Origin of the sequence: Pseudomonas sp. K8 (genome assembly GCF_014889455.1) — a bacterium.
In the GTDB taxonomy this organism is placed as follows: domain Bacteria; phylum Pseudomonadota; class Gammaproteobacteria; order Pseudomonadales; family Pseudomonadaceae; genus Aquipseudomonas; species Aquipseudomonas veronii.
The window spans coordinates 1-17366 of sequence record NZ_VJWO01000032.1 but is presented as its reverse complement, the minus strand read 5'-3'; the positions used below and the strand labels follow the sequence as shown (position 1 = coordinate 17366).

6 protein-coding genes are annotated in these 17366 nt (G+C 56.8%); 3 read left to right on the top strand and 3 right to left on the bottom strand.

The features are described 5' to 3' along the window. Nucleotides 1-162: 162 nt before the first annotated feature. The 3 genes from INT12_RS20235 to INT12_RS20225 all read left to right on the top strand — a co-directional run bounded on the left by INT12_RS20235 (nt 163) and on the right by INT12_RS20225 (nt 6954). Nucleotides 163-2130 carry a hypothetical protein gene (locus tag INT12_RS20235; RefSeq protein WP_193039715.1) on the top strand — a complete coding sequence of 656 codons (1968 nt, stop codon included), beginning with the start codon at nt 163-165 and terminating at the stop codon, nt 2128-2130. A gap of 297 nt (nt 2131-2427) precedes the next feature. Then, a complete protein-coding gene (locus tag INT12_RS20230; RefSeq protein ID WP_193058985.1) occupies nt 2428-4389 on the top strand; it encodes a hypothetical protein in 1962 nt (653 codons plus the stop codon). 381 nt (nt 4390-4770) lie between these two features. Continuing rightward, nucleotides 4771-6954, top strand: a complete 2184-nt coding sequence (locus tag INT12_RS20225) for an autotransporter outer membrane beta-barrel domain-containing protein (protein ID WP_226926259.1) — start codon at nt 4771-4773, stop codon at nt 6952-6954. A 109-nt stretch (nt 6955-7063) separates the two neighbouring features. Here INT12_RS20225 and INT12_RS20220 read toward each other — a convergent pair whose 3' ends face one another. From INT12_RS20220 to INT12_RS20210, 3 genes are all read right to left on the bottom strand, one after another. Beyond that, a complete protein-coding gene (locus tag INT12_RS20220) occupies nt 7064-10630 on the bottom strand; it encodes a YncE family protein (RefSeq protein WP_193058984.1) in 3567 nt (1188 codons plus the stop codon). Between the two features lie 300 nt (nt 10631-10930). Continuing rightward, complete coding sequence (locus INT12_RS20215; protein ID WP_017844897.1) at nt 10931-14233, bottom strand: hypothetical protein; 3303 nt, start codon at nt 14231-14233, stop codon at nt 10931-10933. 146 nt (nt 14234-14379) lie between these two features. After that, nucleotides 14380-17366, bottom strand: a 2987-nt coding sequence (locus INT12_RS20210) for a YncE family protein (RefSeq protein WP_193058983.1), incomplete at its 5' end; no start/stop codon positions are given.

The following is a 17366-nucleotide window of genomic DNA, read 5'->3' as shown; positions in this document are numbered from 1 at the left end:
GCGCCCCCTTGATATGCGCGAATCAAGGGGGGTACCTGTTATTTCTGACAGTATCCGACCGTCTTGTATCAGCATTAAATGATCTCCCTGGCCTCGTCGGTCTCATGCCGGCCGGCGCGTTTGTCAATGGTCAACCTGTGACTCATTGCGAGGAGAGTAGAAATGTCTGATTCGAAAGTATCTTCAACCGCCGAGTCGATTGCTTCAGAACCCGTCGACGCCCCCCAACGCAAGCGTTCGGCTTCCATCCAGACTCTCGACGTACCCTTGGTGCCTGAAGCCTTGCCACTGCTGTCGGACGAGGCTGCGTACACGATTCCGTTAGCCCTTCAGAATCAGCCATTGATGGTGACGATCGAGAGGGTTTGGCCGGTAAATTTCGCTAACGTCTCGATGACGACATTGGTTCAGTATCTCTGGCAGGGCCTTGAGGTTCACCGCCATGAGATCTTTGGCCCTTACGAGCCGGACGTCGAATTTCCATTGGTTCAACTGTTGCCGGCCAGTGTGCTGTCTACGGGGGGGATTCGCCAGCTCACGTATCGGGTGAGTGCTCCGCTGCTGACGACGACTGACTCTTTCCGAACAATGGTCAATGTCGACAAGAATGCGCCCAATAATGGCAATCAAGGGCCGGCGCTGATTTTTGACCCTGAAGTGATAAGCGACGGGGTGACCGACGACTACCTTGTGGCGCACAACGGTGTCGATGCAGAAGTTGTGCGTTGGCCGGATATTCGCCTTGAGGACCGGATTGAGTTCTTTTGGGGGGAACTTCCCAACGTCCGTTCTGCGGGCACGCTGAGCATCGGGTTGGGGCATATTGCTGGCGCGCCGATAGAAATACATTTTGATGAGGCCTTTATTCGCGACAGTGGGGAGGGCCGAAGGTTTGCCTCCTATCAGCTCACTGACCGTGCGGGCAATGTCGGGCCGTTTTCCACGGTGAACGAAATAAACGTCAACCTGCAGGTTTTGCCGGATCTGCCACGGCCTGAAGTACCCTTGGCGGAGTTCGATGGCCTGATTGACCTGGACGATGCACGTACCGGCGTAGTTATCGAAATTCCTCAGATTTTTGGGGCGCAGGAAAACGACCGGCTTGTCATCTTTTGGAATACCCACTCGCTGCCCCCTATTACGGTCGGTGCAGGGCAAGCGTGGCCCATCCGTGTTCCTGTTTCTTGGGAGATCCTCTCTGCCGGTGGTTTTGCGCAGTCGATTCCCGTGCGCGTGCGTTACCTGTTTCAGCGCGGTACTGCGTCGAGAAACTCGCCCAACAACTTTTTTATTCAGGACCTCAGTGTGGCCGGGCCAGACCCGCAAGGTCCCGACCCGATCAATACCCAGTTGGCGCGGGTTGTCGTGAAAGGTGTCACAGGGGACGACGTTGTCACCGAGTTGGATGCCCCGGGGCCCGTCCGTGTAGAGGTGCCGCTATGGAGCACTCCCGCCCCGGTACCTGGGCACCGGCTGGAATTGTTCTGGGGCGGTGAGGCTGCATTTGTAGGCGACTACGAGATCCAGCCCACAGACCTGCCCGGCCAAACGGTGGCTTTTTTTGTGCCCTGGATCGTGATCATGGGCGCCGCGTCCGGCCAGATACCGGTGTATTACTGGACGGATAATTCCGTCAACCGCCAACGCAGCCCCACCAAACTGGTGCGGGTGGAACTCGATACACTCAGGGGCTTGGAAAAGCCTGTATTACTGAACGACAGCACCCGTGATTTCGTTGCCTGTGATACCCGCCCGGAACCTTGGACAGGTGTCTTCATCGGGGTGCTCTGGGATGTGACCCATTTCGAGGTGGGTGACAGGATTCAAGTGTACTGGAGCAGCTATCCCACAAAAGCCGGCAATGGTGATCCTTTCCCGGGAACGAGTGTCACGTTCGACGTCGTGTTGACCGAGGATCATAGGAACGCCGGACGAGTAGATGTTCTCATCACACCCTTTGACCCATTGTTTACCCGTCCAGGGCTAGTCAGTGATTTTGGCTCAGGCGTGACTTACTACCGGCTGTTCAAAGTTTCGGGGGCAACAGGTGTGTCGTCTAAAAAACTGATTTTCATTAATCTGAAAAGACCGCTTGGTGGCGTGTGCCTCGGACCTGTCCGTACGTCATGAATCATTGAAAAACAGCGGAGCGAAAGAGGGCATTACACCTAATGCCCTCTTTTTTATAGTCGGCGTTTTCATCACCACTTAGACTTTATGTTGCTGATAGTTGGACTGTTGATTTTGATCGGTTATTAAAACGCTATGTATTGATTGAATCAGCGCGGATACACGCTTTATTGGTTTACGCACCTGTGAAGTTTGACAGGTGCGCGCCTTGCAAGACGCAGATTTAATAGGGCTGTCACTCGGCCCAGTTAGATGTCGGAGAACGAGCCATTCTCTATCCTGCGAGAGTAACTAGCTATGGCGAAGTCCAAAAAAAACCAAGCACCTCAATTAAAGGCCCGGAGCACAAAAAAAACGGCAGTGGCGCCCGATTCCCCCCTGCTGGTACGGCCGCCGTGGGCTCGAACCCCTGTGGGGCCGCTGGTGTTGAGTGATTTGCGGGTGATGAATGCACTGCCGCCAGTGACGAACGGGCAGCCGAACTTGATGGACATCAGTGAGTTGTACGCTGAGGGTGTTCAGTGCGAAATCGACATGTGGATTGAGATCCTGCCTTTTGGCAACGACGGCTTGGAGGTCTTTATCAATAATGTCCTGTATGGCAGTCGCATCCCGTTCAGTAAACCGTTGTCTGCCCATACCTGGCCCTACCGTTTCTCGATACCGGAGGAGGATATTGGCGAACATGGGCTGAAGAACCTGACGTATGAAGTGTTTTCATCTAACGGTTCGACAGATGGCCCTGCCGCGCCTACCCCTGTCACCAGCGACCGCCGAGATCCTAACGCAGGTATCAGGCCTGGCTCGGTGACGTTACCAAGTTGGGTCGGCAATTTCGTGACGCTGCAGGACCTGGACGCTAATGGCGGCGCCATGGTGATCGAGGTTCCACGTCGGTTGGACCCGCAAGTGGGTGACAAACTGGAGATCTACACAGAGTTTCCAAGTGATACCCCCTCATTGACCATTGATGATTTACCGCGCACCACGGCTCCCGTGATGGTGAGTCTGACCAAAGCGCTGCTTGAGGCGAGTGGCGGCGGCGTGAAGCAGCTCAACTATGTCTACACGGATCGTGCCGGTAACCCAACCAGCTACCCGAGCTCGTTTCGAGAGTTCACATTGGTAACGGAAGATCTTCCCGAGAACCTGCGTGACCCCGAGTGCCCCGAGGCGCCGCTTGACCTGCTTGACGCCCAATTGAACCGCGCCGAGATCTGGATCCGCGAATACGACAACGCACTTGCTGGGGACCGCGTTCTTGTCGAGTTCAATACCCTGCTGCTCGTTGGCATTGTGAATATGGTCTGGCCGCTCAGGGTGACAATCCCATGGGACGTGCTTCGCGATGGCGGTCTTGACGCGCCTTACGAGGCTGACGTGCTTTACAACATTGATCGTGGCGGGGTCATCACCGGGCCTTCCGACACCATCACGGTGGATGTCGACTTGAGGTCGGCGGGTGGGCGTCCGGAAGATCCGGGGCCTGTCAACCCTGACCTTGATCCGGTGGAGGTGACTTCATCCGAGGGGCTGACCAATCAGATCGGCCCAGGCGACATGGACGACGCGACGGCGCGGTTTGACGTGTATACGGGGGCGACGGCGGGGCATCGCATTCAACTGTGGTGGAAAGGCCTGCCTTGTTATGACCCTCCTTACGAAGTCACTCTTGCAGATGAGAGCGCTACTGAGTTTGTGCTTACGGTTCCCGCTGCGGTGATCAAGGACGCAGGCAACGGTGATATTCCCACCTGGTACACGCTCAATAACGGCGCGAACGATAACGTCATCGACTCCGTGGAAACAACGGTGTCAGTCAGCGCATTTGCGGTGGATAACCTATTGCCCATCAACTATCCGGATGGGTTGTCCTTCGGTGATGGCCGATTTGCGCTCACCTGCGCGCAAGGGATTCCCAGTGGGATCAGAACCGTTATCAAGGACCCTGCAAACCTGCGGGCGGGCGATCGGATTACGCTTCATTGGGTCATCTTTGGCCCGGATGATTTCGAGTCCACGGTCATTACGGTTGATGAGTCCTTCCCTAGCGTGACGATTACTCACAATCACGACAATCCTGGCCATCCAGGAGAGCTTTTTACCGTACCGTTCCCGACCTATATCCAGCCTGTCCTGGTCGGGCGTATTGAAGCGACCTATCACGTATTAAAAGCGGATGGCGTAACTGAAGGCAATTCACCGGCCACCATTGTGCTGATGACACGGCGCCAGACAGATGGCACCATCTGCGGTTAGTACCCAGTGTGAATGCGTTGAGCCAATAGGCCGCTACCTGGTCGCGAAAGCGTCCGGGTAGCGGTCTATTGGCTCTGATCTGGTGAGGCCCCGTCATTTTGCGGGATCGGAACCATGGTTTTGATACACGAGAAGGAGGTGCTACGCGCGTTAAATTTTAGTGGGCGCATTCTTAAGGAAAGTCCTACAAGGCACTGGAATTGCCCTACATGAAGTTCCCCTCTAGGTCCGTACTCTTGGCGCCGCTGAGAGCCTGAGGCGATAGATCTGTTAATCGCTTGGCTTGTTCAGTCACCCGACTAGAGGTTTATCACCCCCATGACTAATGTTAAAACGTTCACCCCTTCTCGACTGGCGACCGCTATTAAGGTACTGGCACTGATGCCACTGTCGTTGGCCGCTACGAAAGCAGCTGCACTCGAAATTTTTCCAGGCCATGAACTGACGATTGACGCCAGTTCGCCTTTTGACCGCTATCAATTGAGCGGTGATGCAAAACTCATCTCCAATGGCGCCAGGATCGTCAGTGTCCTTGCCCGCGACTCGACATTCGAAATGAATGGCGGCCGGGTACAAGCCGGTAATGAAGTCGGTGTTTCGCTCTACGGCAGTAACGCCACTATTCGTGATGCACATATTTCCAGTGGACGATCCACGGGCTTGATCGTCGGCACCGTGGATAACCGGGCGTCGACCGCTACTGTTTTCAATACCTCGATCGAAGGCGCCACGCAAGGCGTCATCTTGAACGGCTCCAGTGTGCTGTCGTTGAATAACAGTGAGGTCAGAGGGGGCGAGCAGGGCTTGTTGGCCGTCGACGGCCAATTGATCGCAAACCAGAGTCGCATCACTGGCGCCACCAACGGCATTGAAATCTATCGTCATCCGATAACCCCAGACTCGGCCTCCTTTACGTTCAACCAGACGGCTGTGGTCGGTGAGACCGGAGCGGCCATTGTGGTGAATGCTCCCGGCACGGTTGAAATCGATGTCAACAATGGCTCCACCCTGGTGGGCGGTAACGGCAACATGCTGGAACTGACCGCGGGTGGCTCGGCCAACATGCGCGTCAACAGCAGCGCTCTGAGCGGCAATATCCAGGTTGGCAGCCTCAGTGAGTTGGACCTTAACCTCGATCGCGCCATCATGAACGGTGACGTGATCAACGGTGGCGGTACCGCCAGTGTGGGGCTGAACAACGGCTCGGTCCTCACCGGTCGCCTGGAGCACGTCGATAAACTGGCGATCAACAGCGACGCCACCTGGGTGATGGTCGACCATCAGCAGGTGGGTGACTTGTCCCTGAGCGGCGGCAACGTCAAGTTCGGCGAGACCGGTACGTTCTACCAGCTGGACGTGGCCAACCTATCGGGCAACGGCACCTTCATCATGAGCGCGGATTTCGCCACCCTGAGCAGCGATTTCCTTAATGTGACTGGCACGTCGTCGGGCGACCACAAACTGCTGATCGCCAGCAGCGGTGCCGACCCGTTGAGCGACGACCGCCTGCATGTCGTACACACCGCCGATGCTGGCGCCCAGTTCAGCCTGATCGGCGACCGCGTGGATATCGGGACCTATTCCTACAGCCTGATCAATGACAACGACGGCAAGGACTGGCTGCTCGACCCAGGCAGCAAGGTGATCAGCCCGAGCACCAACTCGGTGTTGGCGTTGTTCAACGCGGCCCCCACTGTGTTGCTGGGTGAAATGACCACCCTGCGCACCCGCATGGGTGAACTGCGCTTTAGCGAAGGTCAGTCGGCTGGGCTGTGGACCCGCGCCTATGGCAACAAGTATGAGGTGTCCAATGACAAGACCGGCCTGGGCTACAACCAGTCGCAACGCGGCTTCACCCTTGGTGCCGACGTGCCGGTATCGGGTGGCGACGGCCAGTGGTTGATCGGTGCAATGGCCGGTCACAGCACCTCGGACCTGGACCTGAACCATGGCAGCAGTGCAACCGTCAACAGCTACTATGTCGGCGGTTACGCCACCTGGCTGGATGCCGAGAGCGGGTTCTACTTTGACGGTGTGCTCAAGTTCAACCGCCTGCACAACGAGTCCAATGTGGCCATGAGTGACGGCAAGAAAGCCAAGGGCAACTACACGCAAAACGCGGTGGGCGCATCGGCGGAAGTCGGTCGCCACATCACGCTGGACGACGGTTTCTTCGTTGAACCATATGGCCAGTTGTCTGCGGTGATTACCCAGGCCCAGAGCTACACGCTGGACAATGGCCTGGACGCCAAGGGTGACCGCTCCAGTACGGTGATCGGTGAACTCGGTACTACCGTGGGGCGCAATATCCAGCTGGAAAGCGGCGGCGTCTTGCAGCCGTACTTGAAGGCAGCGGTGGCCCACGAGTTCGATCAGAGCAACAAAGTGTTCGTCAACGACAACTCGTTCAACAACGACTTGTCGGGTTCGCGCCTGAAGCTGGGTGCGGGTGTGGCGATGTCGGTATCGCAGAACCTGAAGTTGCATGCGGATCTGGAACACAGCACGGGCAAGAACATCAAGCAGCCGTATGGGGTTAACCTGGGCTTGCGCTACGATTTTTAACGGGCTGGATGTATAGCGCGGTAGCGGTATAAACCGTGCGGGTAATGAAAATGCCCCGTCTCGAAAGAGGCGGGGCATTTTTTTGCTTTAAGGCAGGGCGGGGTGGTTTTTAAATGCTCACCACCGCCACGGTCGTGTTGCCAGAGTTGCAGACCAGCAAGTATTGGCCATCGGGTGTGCAAGCCACCCCATCGGGTTGATCAAAACCAGTAATAGTACCAACGAGTGTCTCGGTGGTCGTATCAATGACTCTGACACGGTTACCGGAAAGTTCCGCTACATACGCCCGGGGGAGAGTGGGATGGAAGGCAATTCCTCTTGGATCACTCAGCCCGGTTAGGGTTTTGACGTGAGTAAGACCCTCATCGGCGGTGTTGTAGATTTCAACTCTGTTTATGGCCGATACCGACACATAGAGTCGTTCCAAGGGGGAGTTAAGAGGGCTGTGGGCAAGTTCTTGAGCAACTCCCCCGTTGACAACGGTGTGGGTACGCAGCCCGCTGCTGAAAATAAATCGCTCCGTGTTGACGCCCGTTGTAAATGCCGATATGCCTTGTGGGTCGACTATCGCAGCTCTAGGGGCGGACGTGCCAGTATAGTAAGTTGAAAGCTGGTTGCTTATTGTATTGTAGCCGAACAGCGCATAGTTACCATATGCGGTGTTAGGGCCGAAAAGTACTCGCGAACCGGTGGGGTTTAGGCAAATTGCCTGGGTTATGGCGCCATAGTTGTAGGGGTAGGAGAAGCTGAAGGAGCTGATATTAAAGACTAGGATGTTGGAGTTGGCAGCAACGCCATAGGCCGAGATAAAGAGCCTTGAGTCAGTAGGGTGCAACGCCAATCTATAAGCAGCATAGGCATAGGGAGTGCTCAGTGTTCTGACTGCATCAGTTGTAAGATTGATGATTGAAATCGCATTGGCACGCGAGTTCGCGACACATGCCGTTGTGCCGTCTCGACTGATTACGATTTTAGCCGGGCCATTCCCAGCTGTAATGTGACGAATAATCTCCCCGGTTCCCTTACGCGTCACATAAGTAGGCACCTTGAAGTACTTGGCCGTATCCAGGCTGTTGGAACCGTCCAGCGATACCCAGGCTTTGACCGCAACTTCGCTGTTGTTCTCCAAGCCCGACAAATAGCTGGCGGGTATCAGGTCGAGCGTGCGTCCTGCATTGAATTCCGCGGATGTCACGCCGACCGCAAGCCGCAGGTCGCGATTGGTCGTGCTGAGTAACTGAATCCACACGGGTTGCCCGGCCCTGAAGAACGGCCATTTATCAATCCGCACGTTGTTCGCCACCGCCGTATTGATCGTCCCACCCGAGGCTTCAGGGATAGTGACCAGGTCCAGCAACGAACTCGGCAGCGCCAGGACCTCTACTGTCAGGTCGCCGGAAATCGTCGTTCCTGAGGATTCAATGAGTTGGTACGACACCGTGAACTCACCATCCAGATAAGCCGCAACAAAGTCGCTCGACAGCTCGAAGCGTGTGTAGTTCTCACCCGCTTCAGGCACGGCCGGTTTCGCAGGAATGTTTGGATTACCAATCCCCGATTTGCCTTTGATATTGACTTTGATGTCTGCATCACGCGGGAGTTTGTCTGAGATCACGCGAATTTCAATCGTTTGTGGTTGAGGTGCAATCACGTGTGTGGGGTTGAGTTCAACGCGAGTGTCCGAGATGAATGTGGTTGGCACTACTTGGGGCAGCAGCAGGGTGCGAGGCGTGCCTATTTTGATAAGCAGGTCGAGAGAGAAACGGTTCGGACCGCTAATGGGCTTGAGCTCGTAGTACAAGCGCGCCGTGCCATCGTCATTGTTCAGGACAATATTGCGAGGGACGGTGAAAGGGATCTCGGCGTCTTCCCAGTTGATGTCGACCGCGAACCAGGGGCTGGTGAAACTGCCGCCGGGTGCCGACCCCACAAAGATCAGCCTGAGTTCGGTGCCTGCGACGATGGCGGGGTGCGGACGCACCCTGACGTTCAAGTTAGCCTTGTGAATCAATGGGTTGAAGGTGAAGTCAGGCGCCACCGCCTGTAATGTGGTGGGCGCTGGCAGGTCTTCCAGGGCATCGCCGACGGGCACGCTTGCCTTTTCTGAGGCGGGTCTTGGGTTACCTCGATTGATCAGGTAATGCGCCTCGAAATAACCACCGCTGAGTGCGGTAAAGAAGGCGTTGTCCAACAAGAATTCAACATCGCCATTGCCGGCCATTTCCGTGTATTCGGCATAAGTGGACGTACCGTTGGCGGAGTGCCCCAGTACGATCAAGTCAACGCGGTCGTTGGGGTTCTGCCCGAAGTAGTGCGGGACCACGATGCGGACTGGGTTGGTATCTTCTGGCAGTGCGCCATTGACCAGGTCCTGTACCTCTGGAGGCGGCAGTCGTTGACTGACGGGGTCGCCGAAAATGTTATATAGCGCCCCTTCGGAGTGGCGGTCGGGAGTTCCAGGGCGAACGCGTTTGTAGGTGATCAGGATACGACCACCTGCCAGGGGCCGCAGGAAGGAAAGGGGCAGCGGGATAAGCGCCCGGATCACGTTGATAGATTGTACGTCGTATTCGAGGGTGATTTCGGTACGCACGCCGTCTGCGCTGAGTCCGCTGACGGTCAGGATAACCTTGTCGTTGACGCTATACCCCTGGCCGCGTATCGGCAGTTCAATGGTCGCGTCGCCATCGAGGTCCGGCACATTGATGAAGTCTTGTTCGCTGTCCGGGTCGTAATCGGACTCGGTGACATGCACAGGCGACAGCAGAGGTTCAACGCCACTCCCGACCCGCAGTTCGATCATTCGGGAGGGGGAGAACCCCGGTGATTTATTACCTGCCTTGTCGACGACGAACCATTCGACAAGGTGCGCGCCGTTGGGCAACTGGTTCCAGGTTCCGAAATACGCCGTGATTGTTATCGGGTTATTGCCAGAGGCCTCGAAAGACGTGACGGTGTGCTTGATGATCACGCCACCGATACTCAGGTGAATGACGTCATCCTCTTTGCGGTGGTGAACTTGAGGCTCTGCCCTGTCAAGTGGGTAATTACCAATCTGTATCTTCACGCCCGCGCTGATATCGGCATCGGTAATTACCCTGAAGTCTTCGATTTGCGGGTTGGTAAACCTGACGGGACTCATGTTGTCGTTATACGGCGTGCTGACGATCGGGTCCCTGCCGACAGGTGGCTCGCGATCAGCGAGATAATTGAACTGGCGGGTGCTATCAGTGGTGCCGCTCAGATGTTCGACGAAGACTTGCACCGTATTATTCGCCTGGTCAATAAAACGGCCGGCGTCCATAAACAGGAGGGTGAGTTGGTCAAGGTCGATTTCTTCTTGGGTAACAGTGTGGATAGGCCCCCGCACTCCGTTGATTTCAATCCAGATAAAGTCATGTTCGGCTTTATTCAGATACCCCGGCAGCAGACAGATGACGCCGTTGGTGTTGACCGTCAATGCCGCTGCGTTGAACGCTGCATCATGGCCGCTAACCGGCTTTGTTTCAGTGGGGAAAAGCACCACCAGGTCGCTGAACGGCCGGATGCCGGAGGTTGCATCGTCGGGGAACAGTTCATTGGGCATAAGCCCGCCGGGCCGGTGGTGGGAGGGGGCGATGAGCGCGGGTAGAGTGTTGTCGTCTGAGATGGCGTCAGTGTCTTGATCGAAGGTCATGATCATCGTCCTGTCTGGGCAATAGGCGTGGGCGCAATGTTCCGTGGGGAGGAGGAGGGCGCTTCAGTATTGATTCAACGCCCCGTGCAATGGGCTGCCTAGCTGTGAGAAATGACAGTGCCGACGAATGGTAAAACCCTGGAGATATTGCGCGGGTAAACATATTGAACCGCCGCCGGGCGTGCGCGGTTGGGTGGCGATGTTAAAAGCGTGAGCGTATAGCCCGAAGGAAACTCAACATGCTGGGTAATGAAAAAATGCCCCGTCTCGGAAGAAACGGGGCTTTTTATGTTTACAGTGTTAGTAAATCGCTAAACCATCGAAGCTGTTAGTTGTACTACCCCACTGCATGTCATTAGGTGGCCACCCCCGGTTTCCATAAATGTTGACAAAGCAATAAGCCAGCCCAGGTTGCGGTTGGCCAGGTGCTTGTTCAGTGGTCCATATATTACCCATCGATGGCCAGCGCCCACTGTATTGGCCACTAAGCTCAACAGCGATACTGAAGTTAGGAAGTACGCCGCCCCATGCAGCGGCTGCACTCACCATGGAATGCCATTGCCCTGTCCCCACAAACCGGCATCTGCGGAAGGACCCGTTGACAGTCACGTTATAGCTGGCTGTTTGCGCGGGTTGCGCACTGTCCCGAACTGTGATCGTCGCGGTACCTGCGGCAGTGATGTGAACGCGGCCCCCCGCATTGACGGAAATGGCTCCTGGATTATTGGAACTGTAGGTGTACGGTGGTACGCCGCCAGTGGCAGTCCGAGCTGAGCCAAAGTAAAAGATCTCATTGAAACCACCGAAAAAGTTCACCAGCAAGTAACCATTGAGATTTAGAAACCTTGGGCTGGTATCCATTGCCAGAGCGGGCGTAGTTCTGACCGTATAGCTGACGTCTTCCAGGTTCAAGGCGCTAGCCTCGCCATTGGTACCGTCCACGGATACAGAGCCTTTGACGTGCAGCTTGCTGTTTGCAAGCAGCTGGCTCAAATAGGCACTCGGTACGGGCTCCTGTACAAACCTTTGATCAAACTCCTGTTGATTAAGAGCCTTGCTAGCATCTCGCAAAGTGAGCAAGTGGGGTTGATTCCCGGCTTTGACACCTTCCAGATAGATCCACGAGGATTGTCCTACTGCATAAAAGGGCCAGGCAGCGGTTCTGACGGTGGCGGCGTTTCTGATATCAATGACACCTGCCGTGGCCTCAGGAACGCTCAACAAGTCTAATGCTTGTGCCGGCAGAGGCTCCACCTCGAGGGTCAGTGGTACCGACCCAGTGGTATTGCCGCTGCGGGTAACCTCGAAATACACCTCGCAAGAGTCCCCCAGGTAGGCGGCGACAAAATCGCTGAAATGTTCGAATCTAATATAGTCTTCGCCAGGCTCCGCAATGCCGGGTTTTGACGGAATGTCGGGAGTCCCCAAGCCTGATTTGCCCACGACCCTCAGTTTGACGTCATCGCTGTCGAGCATCGGGAAGTATTTCACCCTGAACTCTACTTCGACCGGAGGCAGCACGTGCAACGGGTTCAGGCGCGACAGGGTTGGCGTAATTGCGGTGGCCTGCACAACAACCGGCGGCTCGGACAGTTCCAGCTTAATGCCGATGTAGATCACAAGCTCCTGGGAAAACCGGGAAATTGCACCTGGCGTCTTAGGCCTTACCTCGTAGGAAAGCGTCATCGTGCTGTTGAGATTGGCCAGGACGATAGTTCTCGGAATAGTGAAAGGGATGACCGCGTCCTCCCAGTTGATATCGACATTGAACCAGTCAGTCGTAATGCTGCCGCCTGGACGGGTACCTGTGGCGATCACTCTGATCTCTACGCCTTCTACAATGAACGGATGGGGGTCAATCCTGACATTGAGGTTGGCCAGGTTGGTACCGGGGTCGAACACAAAACCGGGCGGTAACGCTTGCAATGTCCTGGGGGGCGGTAATGTTGCCCTTGCATCACCGACAGGCACCGTTACCTGTTCAGAGGCTGGCCTTGTTACGCCACCATTGATCAAGTAATGAGCAGTAAAATACCCACCGCTCAGTGCATTGAAGAATGCACTCTCCAACAAGAAAACAACGTCACCGATACCTGCCATTTCGGTGAATTCGGCATAGCTGGGCACGTTATTGGCGCTACGGCCGACCACTATCAAGTCGACTCTGTCATTTTCATGCTGCCCGAGGAATTTAGGCACCAGAATGCGTACCGGATTGGTATGGTCGGGTAGAGAGCCGTCACTGTCCAAATCCAGGACTTGTGGTGGTGGTAAACGGGTTCCGACCGGGTCACCGTAGATCGCGTAGAGCGAGCCTCTGGAGGGACGATCAGCAACGCCTGGACGAATCCGTTTGTAAGTGATGAAGATGTGCCCACCCGGCAGGGGCAGCAGAAAGTCAGCAGGCAGGGGGATGTTGACCCTGATTGGAGTGATCGAGGTCACCCGATGGTCGATGGTTATTTCGACTGGCACGCTGCTGGCGCTGAGGCCCTTTATCGTCAGGCGCACCGTATCGCTGACGGCGTATCCGTTATTGCGTATGGGCAATTCGATGTTTGCGTCGCCATCGAGATCACGGATATCGATAAAGTCCTGATCGTGCTCCTCGTCGTAGTCGGACTCGGTTACAAACACGGCGGGCAGTATTGGTTCGCTGCCACTCCCCAATTGCACTTCAATGAGCCTGCGAGGCGAGAAGCCTGGGGAATGATTACCCACCTTGTCGAGCACATACCATTCCACAATATATTCGCTGTCAGGTAGCGCTTCCCATGTGCCGAAATAGGCCCAGACACTAATAGGCAAGTTGCCTGAGGCTTCAAAATTGGTAACCGTGTGTTTGATCAGCAAGCCGCCGATACTTACGAAAATTACGTCGCCTTCTTTACGGTGATGTTTCGTGGGAACTGCGGGATTCAGTGGATAGTCTTCAATCAATATCTCGACCCCAGCGATGGCATTTTCCTTCGTGATCACGCCGAAGGCCTCGATCTGTGGGTCTGCAAACTTCACGGCAGCCATATTTTCGTTGACGTTGGGCGTGCTGACGATAGGGTCCGGGCCGACTGGGTGCTCACGATCAACGTAGATTGTGAACAGCTTGCTTTTATCAATTGTGCCGCTCAGTTGTTCGACAAAGGCCTGTACCTTATTGTTTGCCTGATCGATAAAGCGGGTGCTTTCTATAAACAGGACAATTTGCGTGCCCAAGTCGGCTTCGTCAGCGCTGACGGTATGGAAGGCTACTTGCACGCCGTTGAGTTCCAGCCAAATGAAGTCATTTTCAGCTTGTTCCAGATACGGCAGAAGGATGCAGATGACCCCCGAAGGGTTTACCTTCAAGGCGGCATCATTGAAGCCACCGTCAGCACCTGCGACAGGTTCCCATAACGTTGGGAAATACAGGGGCAAGTCGGAAAATGGAGTGTTGATAAATGTTCTTGAGTTCAATGCAACGTCGGTTGGCGGTGGTGAGGTGAAGCCTTTGCGACGCAGGTCATTGGGGTGAAGCACACCGAGTGTATCGCTGGAGGAAATATCAAGGGCCTCCGGAAAAATCGACTGGTTGTCGATGGGGTCAGGGGCTTGATCGTATGTCATGATTAGGATTCCTTGTCATAGGGAAAACGATCGGAAACCCGTCACACAAGTGGGTCTCTGGCTTGATTCAGCGCCCGTCATCTATCGCCTGCCTAGCTGTGAGAAATGACAGTGCCGACGAATGGTGAACCCGACTTGTCCGTCAGCTAAAACACCACCAACGACACTGAATCCCCGCCGATATTGGCCACGTAGCCGTGGGAATCGTCTGGGGCCACCACCAGCCCGCGCGGCTTGTTAAACCCGGCATAGCTGCCAATCACCTGTCGCGAGCGCGTATCGATAATGCCCAGCAGGTCGCCATCGGTCTGCGACACGTAGGCCCGATCACGCCCGCGTTCGAAGGCGATGTCGTAGGGGCCCAGCAACCCGGTCAAGGTCTGCTCGATGCGCTGGGTCGAGGTATTGCCGATCGTGACGCTGCCGCCTTCGCGCGCGCTGATATACACCTGAGAGCCACGGGGGTTATGGGCGATGGCGACGGGGGCGGAGCGGGTGTCGGCGCTGTTGATCAGGCTGTTGGTCGGCAGATTGATGATGGACCAGTCGAAGAATGTGGCCACGTGTGCGCGGTTGTTATCGGGGCTGACGGCGACATCGATGGGCGCGCGCACCGGGATTGAAGCCACGCGTTGGTGGTTGCTTGTGTCGATGACGACCAGGCGCGATGCACCTTCATCGGCCACATACAGGCGCGAGCCGTTGGCATTGAAGCGAATGCCTCGGACGGTGGTGAACCCGGTCAGCGTGTCGATCAGCGAATAGTCCCGCGTGCTGTAGAGGCGAATCGGGGTATTGGTGGCGCTGCTGTTGTCGGTCACATACAGACGCTCGGCCGTTGGATGAATGGCCAGGCGCAACGGCGAGCCCGGCACGTCGAAGCTGTCGATGACGCGGTTACGCAGGGTGTCGATGACCCAGATCGAAGTGCGGCCGAAGGTGCAGGCGACGTAGAGCCGCGTACCGTCCGGGCTGAGCGCCAGGGCGTTCGGCGAATTGCCCACCGGGATCGTGGCGAAGATGCCCACGGTGTTGCTCATGCGGTAGTCGACAGGGCGAAAGGCGATAGCGAAATCCTTATGGGCGCTGCCGTTCAGCGATACCCGCGCCTCAACCCGCAGGGTGCTCTGGGTCGGCAAGGAACGCAGATAATCGGCGGGTAAGCGGACTTCCACGCGTTTGGCATTGAATTCCGCGGCGCTCAGCGGTGTGCCGTCGCGCAGCACCCGATTGGCCGCGGCCTTGATTTCGAGCCACACCGGCTGCCCGGTCCGCATGAACGGCCATGCCTGAATCACTGCACTGTGCGTCACGTTGGCGTTGATGATGCCGTTCGACGCCTGGGGCACGTTGACCAGGTCCAGCGCTTGTTCAGTCAGCGGGTCGATGGTCAAGGTCAGCACCTGGGAGGCGCTGGTGGCACCGGCGCGGGTCACGGTATAGGACAATGCAGCGTCTCTGCCCAGGTTGGCGGCAATCACCCGATTACTGATGATGAAGTCGACATAACCCTTCAGCGGGTCGCCTGGCCGTGGATTGATGACGGGCGTTCCGAGCCCGTAGGTGCCGATGAATCTGGGCTGGATATCATCGCCGGCGAGCATCGGCTTGTAGCTCACCCGAAACGTACAGACCGGCGGCTCCAGCACATGTTGCGGGTTGAGCCGGGCGGTGGAGGGGTCGGCGATGTTGATCGTGCTTTCCAGAATATGCGGCACCGGCAGTTGCAGGCCGCTACCGACGGTCATCACCAACGCCTGGGAATAACGGGTGCGCTGGCCGGCGTGCTCCACCCGATAGTAAATGCGCGCCGAGCCGTTGAGGTTGGCCACGACAAACACCCGTGCGATGACAAACGCCAGGTCCTGCCCGACCCACGGCCGGGTGATGGGGAACCGGTCCGGTGGGGCGCTGCCGCCCATGGCGCTGCCTTCGACGTACAGGGTGACCGTGGCGCCTTCCGTGAAAGCGGCATGCGCCGCAACCCTCACGTTGGCATTGCCTCGGGATTGCTCGGGGTCGAAGTTGAAGGCGGGGGCGGGGGCTTGCAACACCTCAGGCGCGGGCAGGGCGTCCTGGGGCTCGCCGATGTTGAGTTGCAGAATGGCCGACGGTGGGCGCCCCCCGGCGGTGTTGATGTAGTAGTAGAGCATCAGCTCGCCGCCATCGAGCTGGCGGATGTCACCGTCGATCCCATTGTGCAGTTCGAACACGACGCTGCCTTCGCCGGCCGGCAACCCGTGCTCCTGATAAAAACGGTGGCCGTTGGCGTAGGTGCCTTCCAGCACCAGCGTGACACGGTCAAAGGGCTTTTGGCCGGTATAAGCCGCGATCGTAACGGTCACCGGGTCGGTCAAGGGATGCAGGACGCCGCCGCTGGCGGCGGGCACTTGCGGTGCCACGAGGCCGGTTTGTTCGGGGGTTCCGCTCACTTGGACGAAGGTGTTTTCCGAGGGCCGGTTGACTTGTCCTGTGCGAATTCGCTCATAACTCAGTTGGATCAAGGCGCCGATAAGCATACGCACGTCAGCATTCGGCCAAGGGACGTCGACGAAAGGCGTTGTGGTCGATGTGATACTGGCATCGTAGGTCTGTTCGACATCGACACCTTCCGGCAAACGCCCGCGAATGGTCAGTCGAAGACCGTCGCCCGACGCCCAGCCTTTTCCCTCGACCGCCACCCTGAGGGTTGCGTCTTTGCCTGCCAGCGTGTCCGCGTCCAGCGTGCCGGTCGGTGCTTCGACAATCTGGGCGGCGTCCAGCAACCGTTCGTTGGGATCCAGCCGCACTTCGATCAGTTGCATCGGCGAGCGCCCCGACGCGTAGTTGCCGACCTCATCGATGACATCGTAGGCGCAGGCCTGAAAGCCACTGCCGATGCGCAGCCAGGTGCCGTAATAGACCGTGATTGAAATCGGGTTGCGGCTGCTGGCCTCATTCTCTGTGACGATGTGCTCGATGATTTGCTCGCCGATGATCAAGCGAATGCGATCGCGTACCGCCCGGTAGGTACTGGGAGGCCGGTTGAGGTCCAGCGGGTAAAAGGGGATTCTCACCACCACCCCGCGCCCGGCTGCGGCCGAATCGATCAGGATCTGCGCGGGTTGCGGTCGCGACAGTTGTTCATTGACCC

Excerpts from the sequence above, each read along its gene's own strand:
- INT12_RS20225 (WP_226926259.1), top strand. The coding sequence starts at position 4,771 with ATGCCACTGTCGTTGGCCGCTACGAAAGCAGCTGCACTCGAAATTTTT.
- INT12_RS20235 (WP_193039715.1), top strand. The coding sequence starts at position 163 with ATGTCTGATTCGAAAGTATCTTCAACCGCCGAGTCGATTGCTTCAGAA.
- INT12_RS20230 (WP_193058985.1), top strand. The coding sequence starts at position 2,428 with ATGGCGAAGTCCAAAAAAAACCAAGCACCTCAATTAAAGGCCCGGAGC.
- INT12_RS20220 (WP_193058984.1), bottom strand. The coding sequence starts at position 10,630 with ATGACCTTCGATCAAGACACTGACGCCATCTCAGACGACAACACTCTA.
- INT12_RS20215 (WP_017844897.1), bottom strand. The coding sequence starts at position 14,233 with ATGACATACGATCAAGCCCCTGACCCCATCGACAACCAGTCGATTTTT.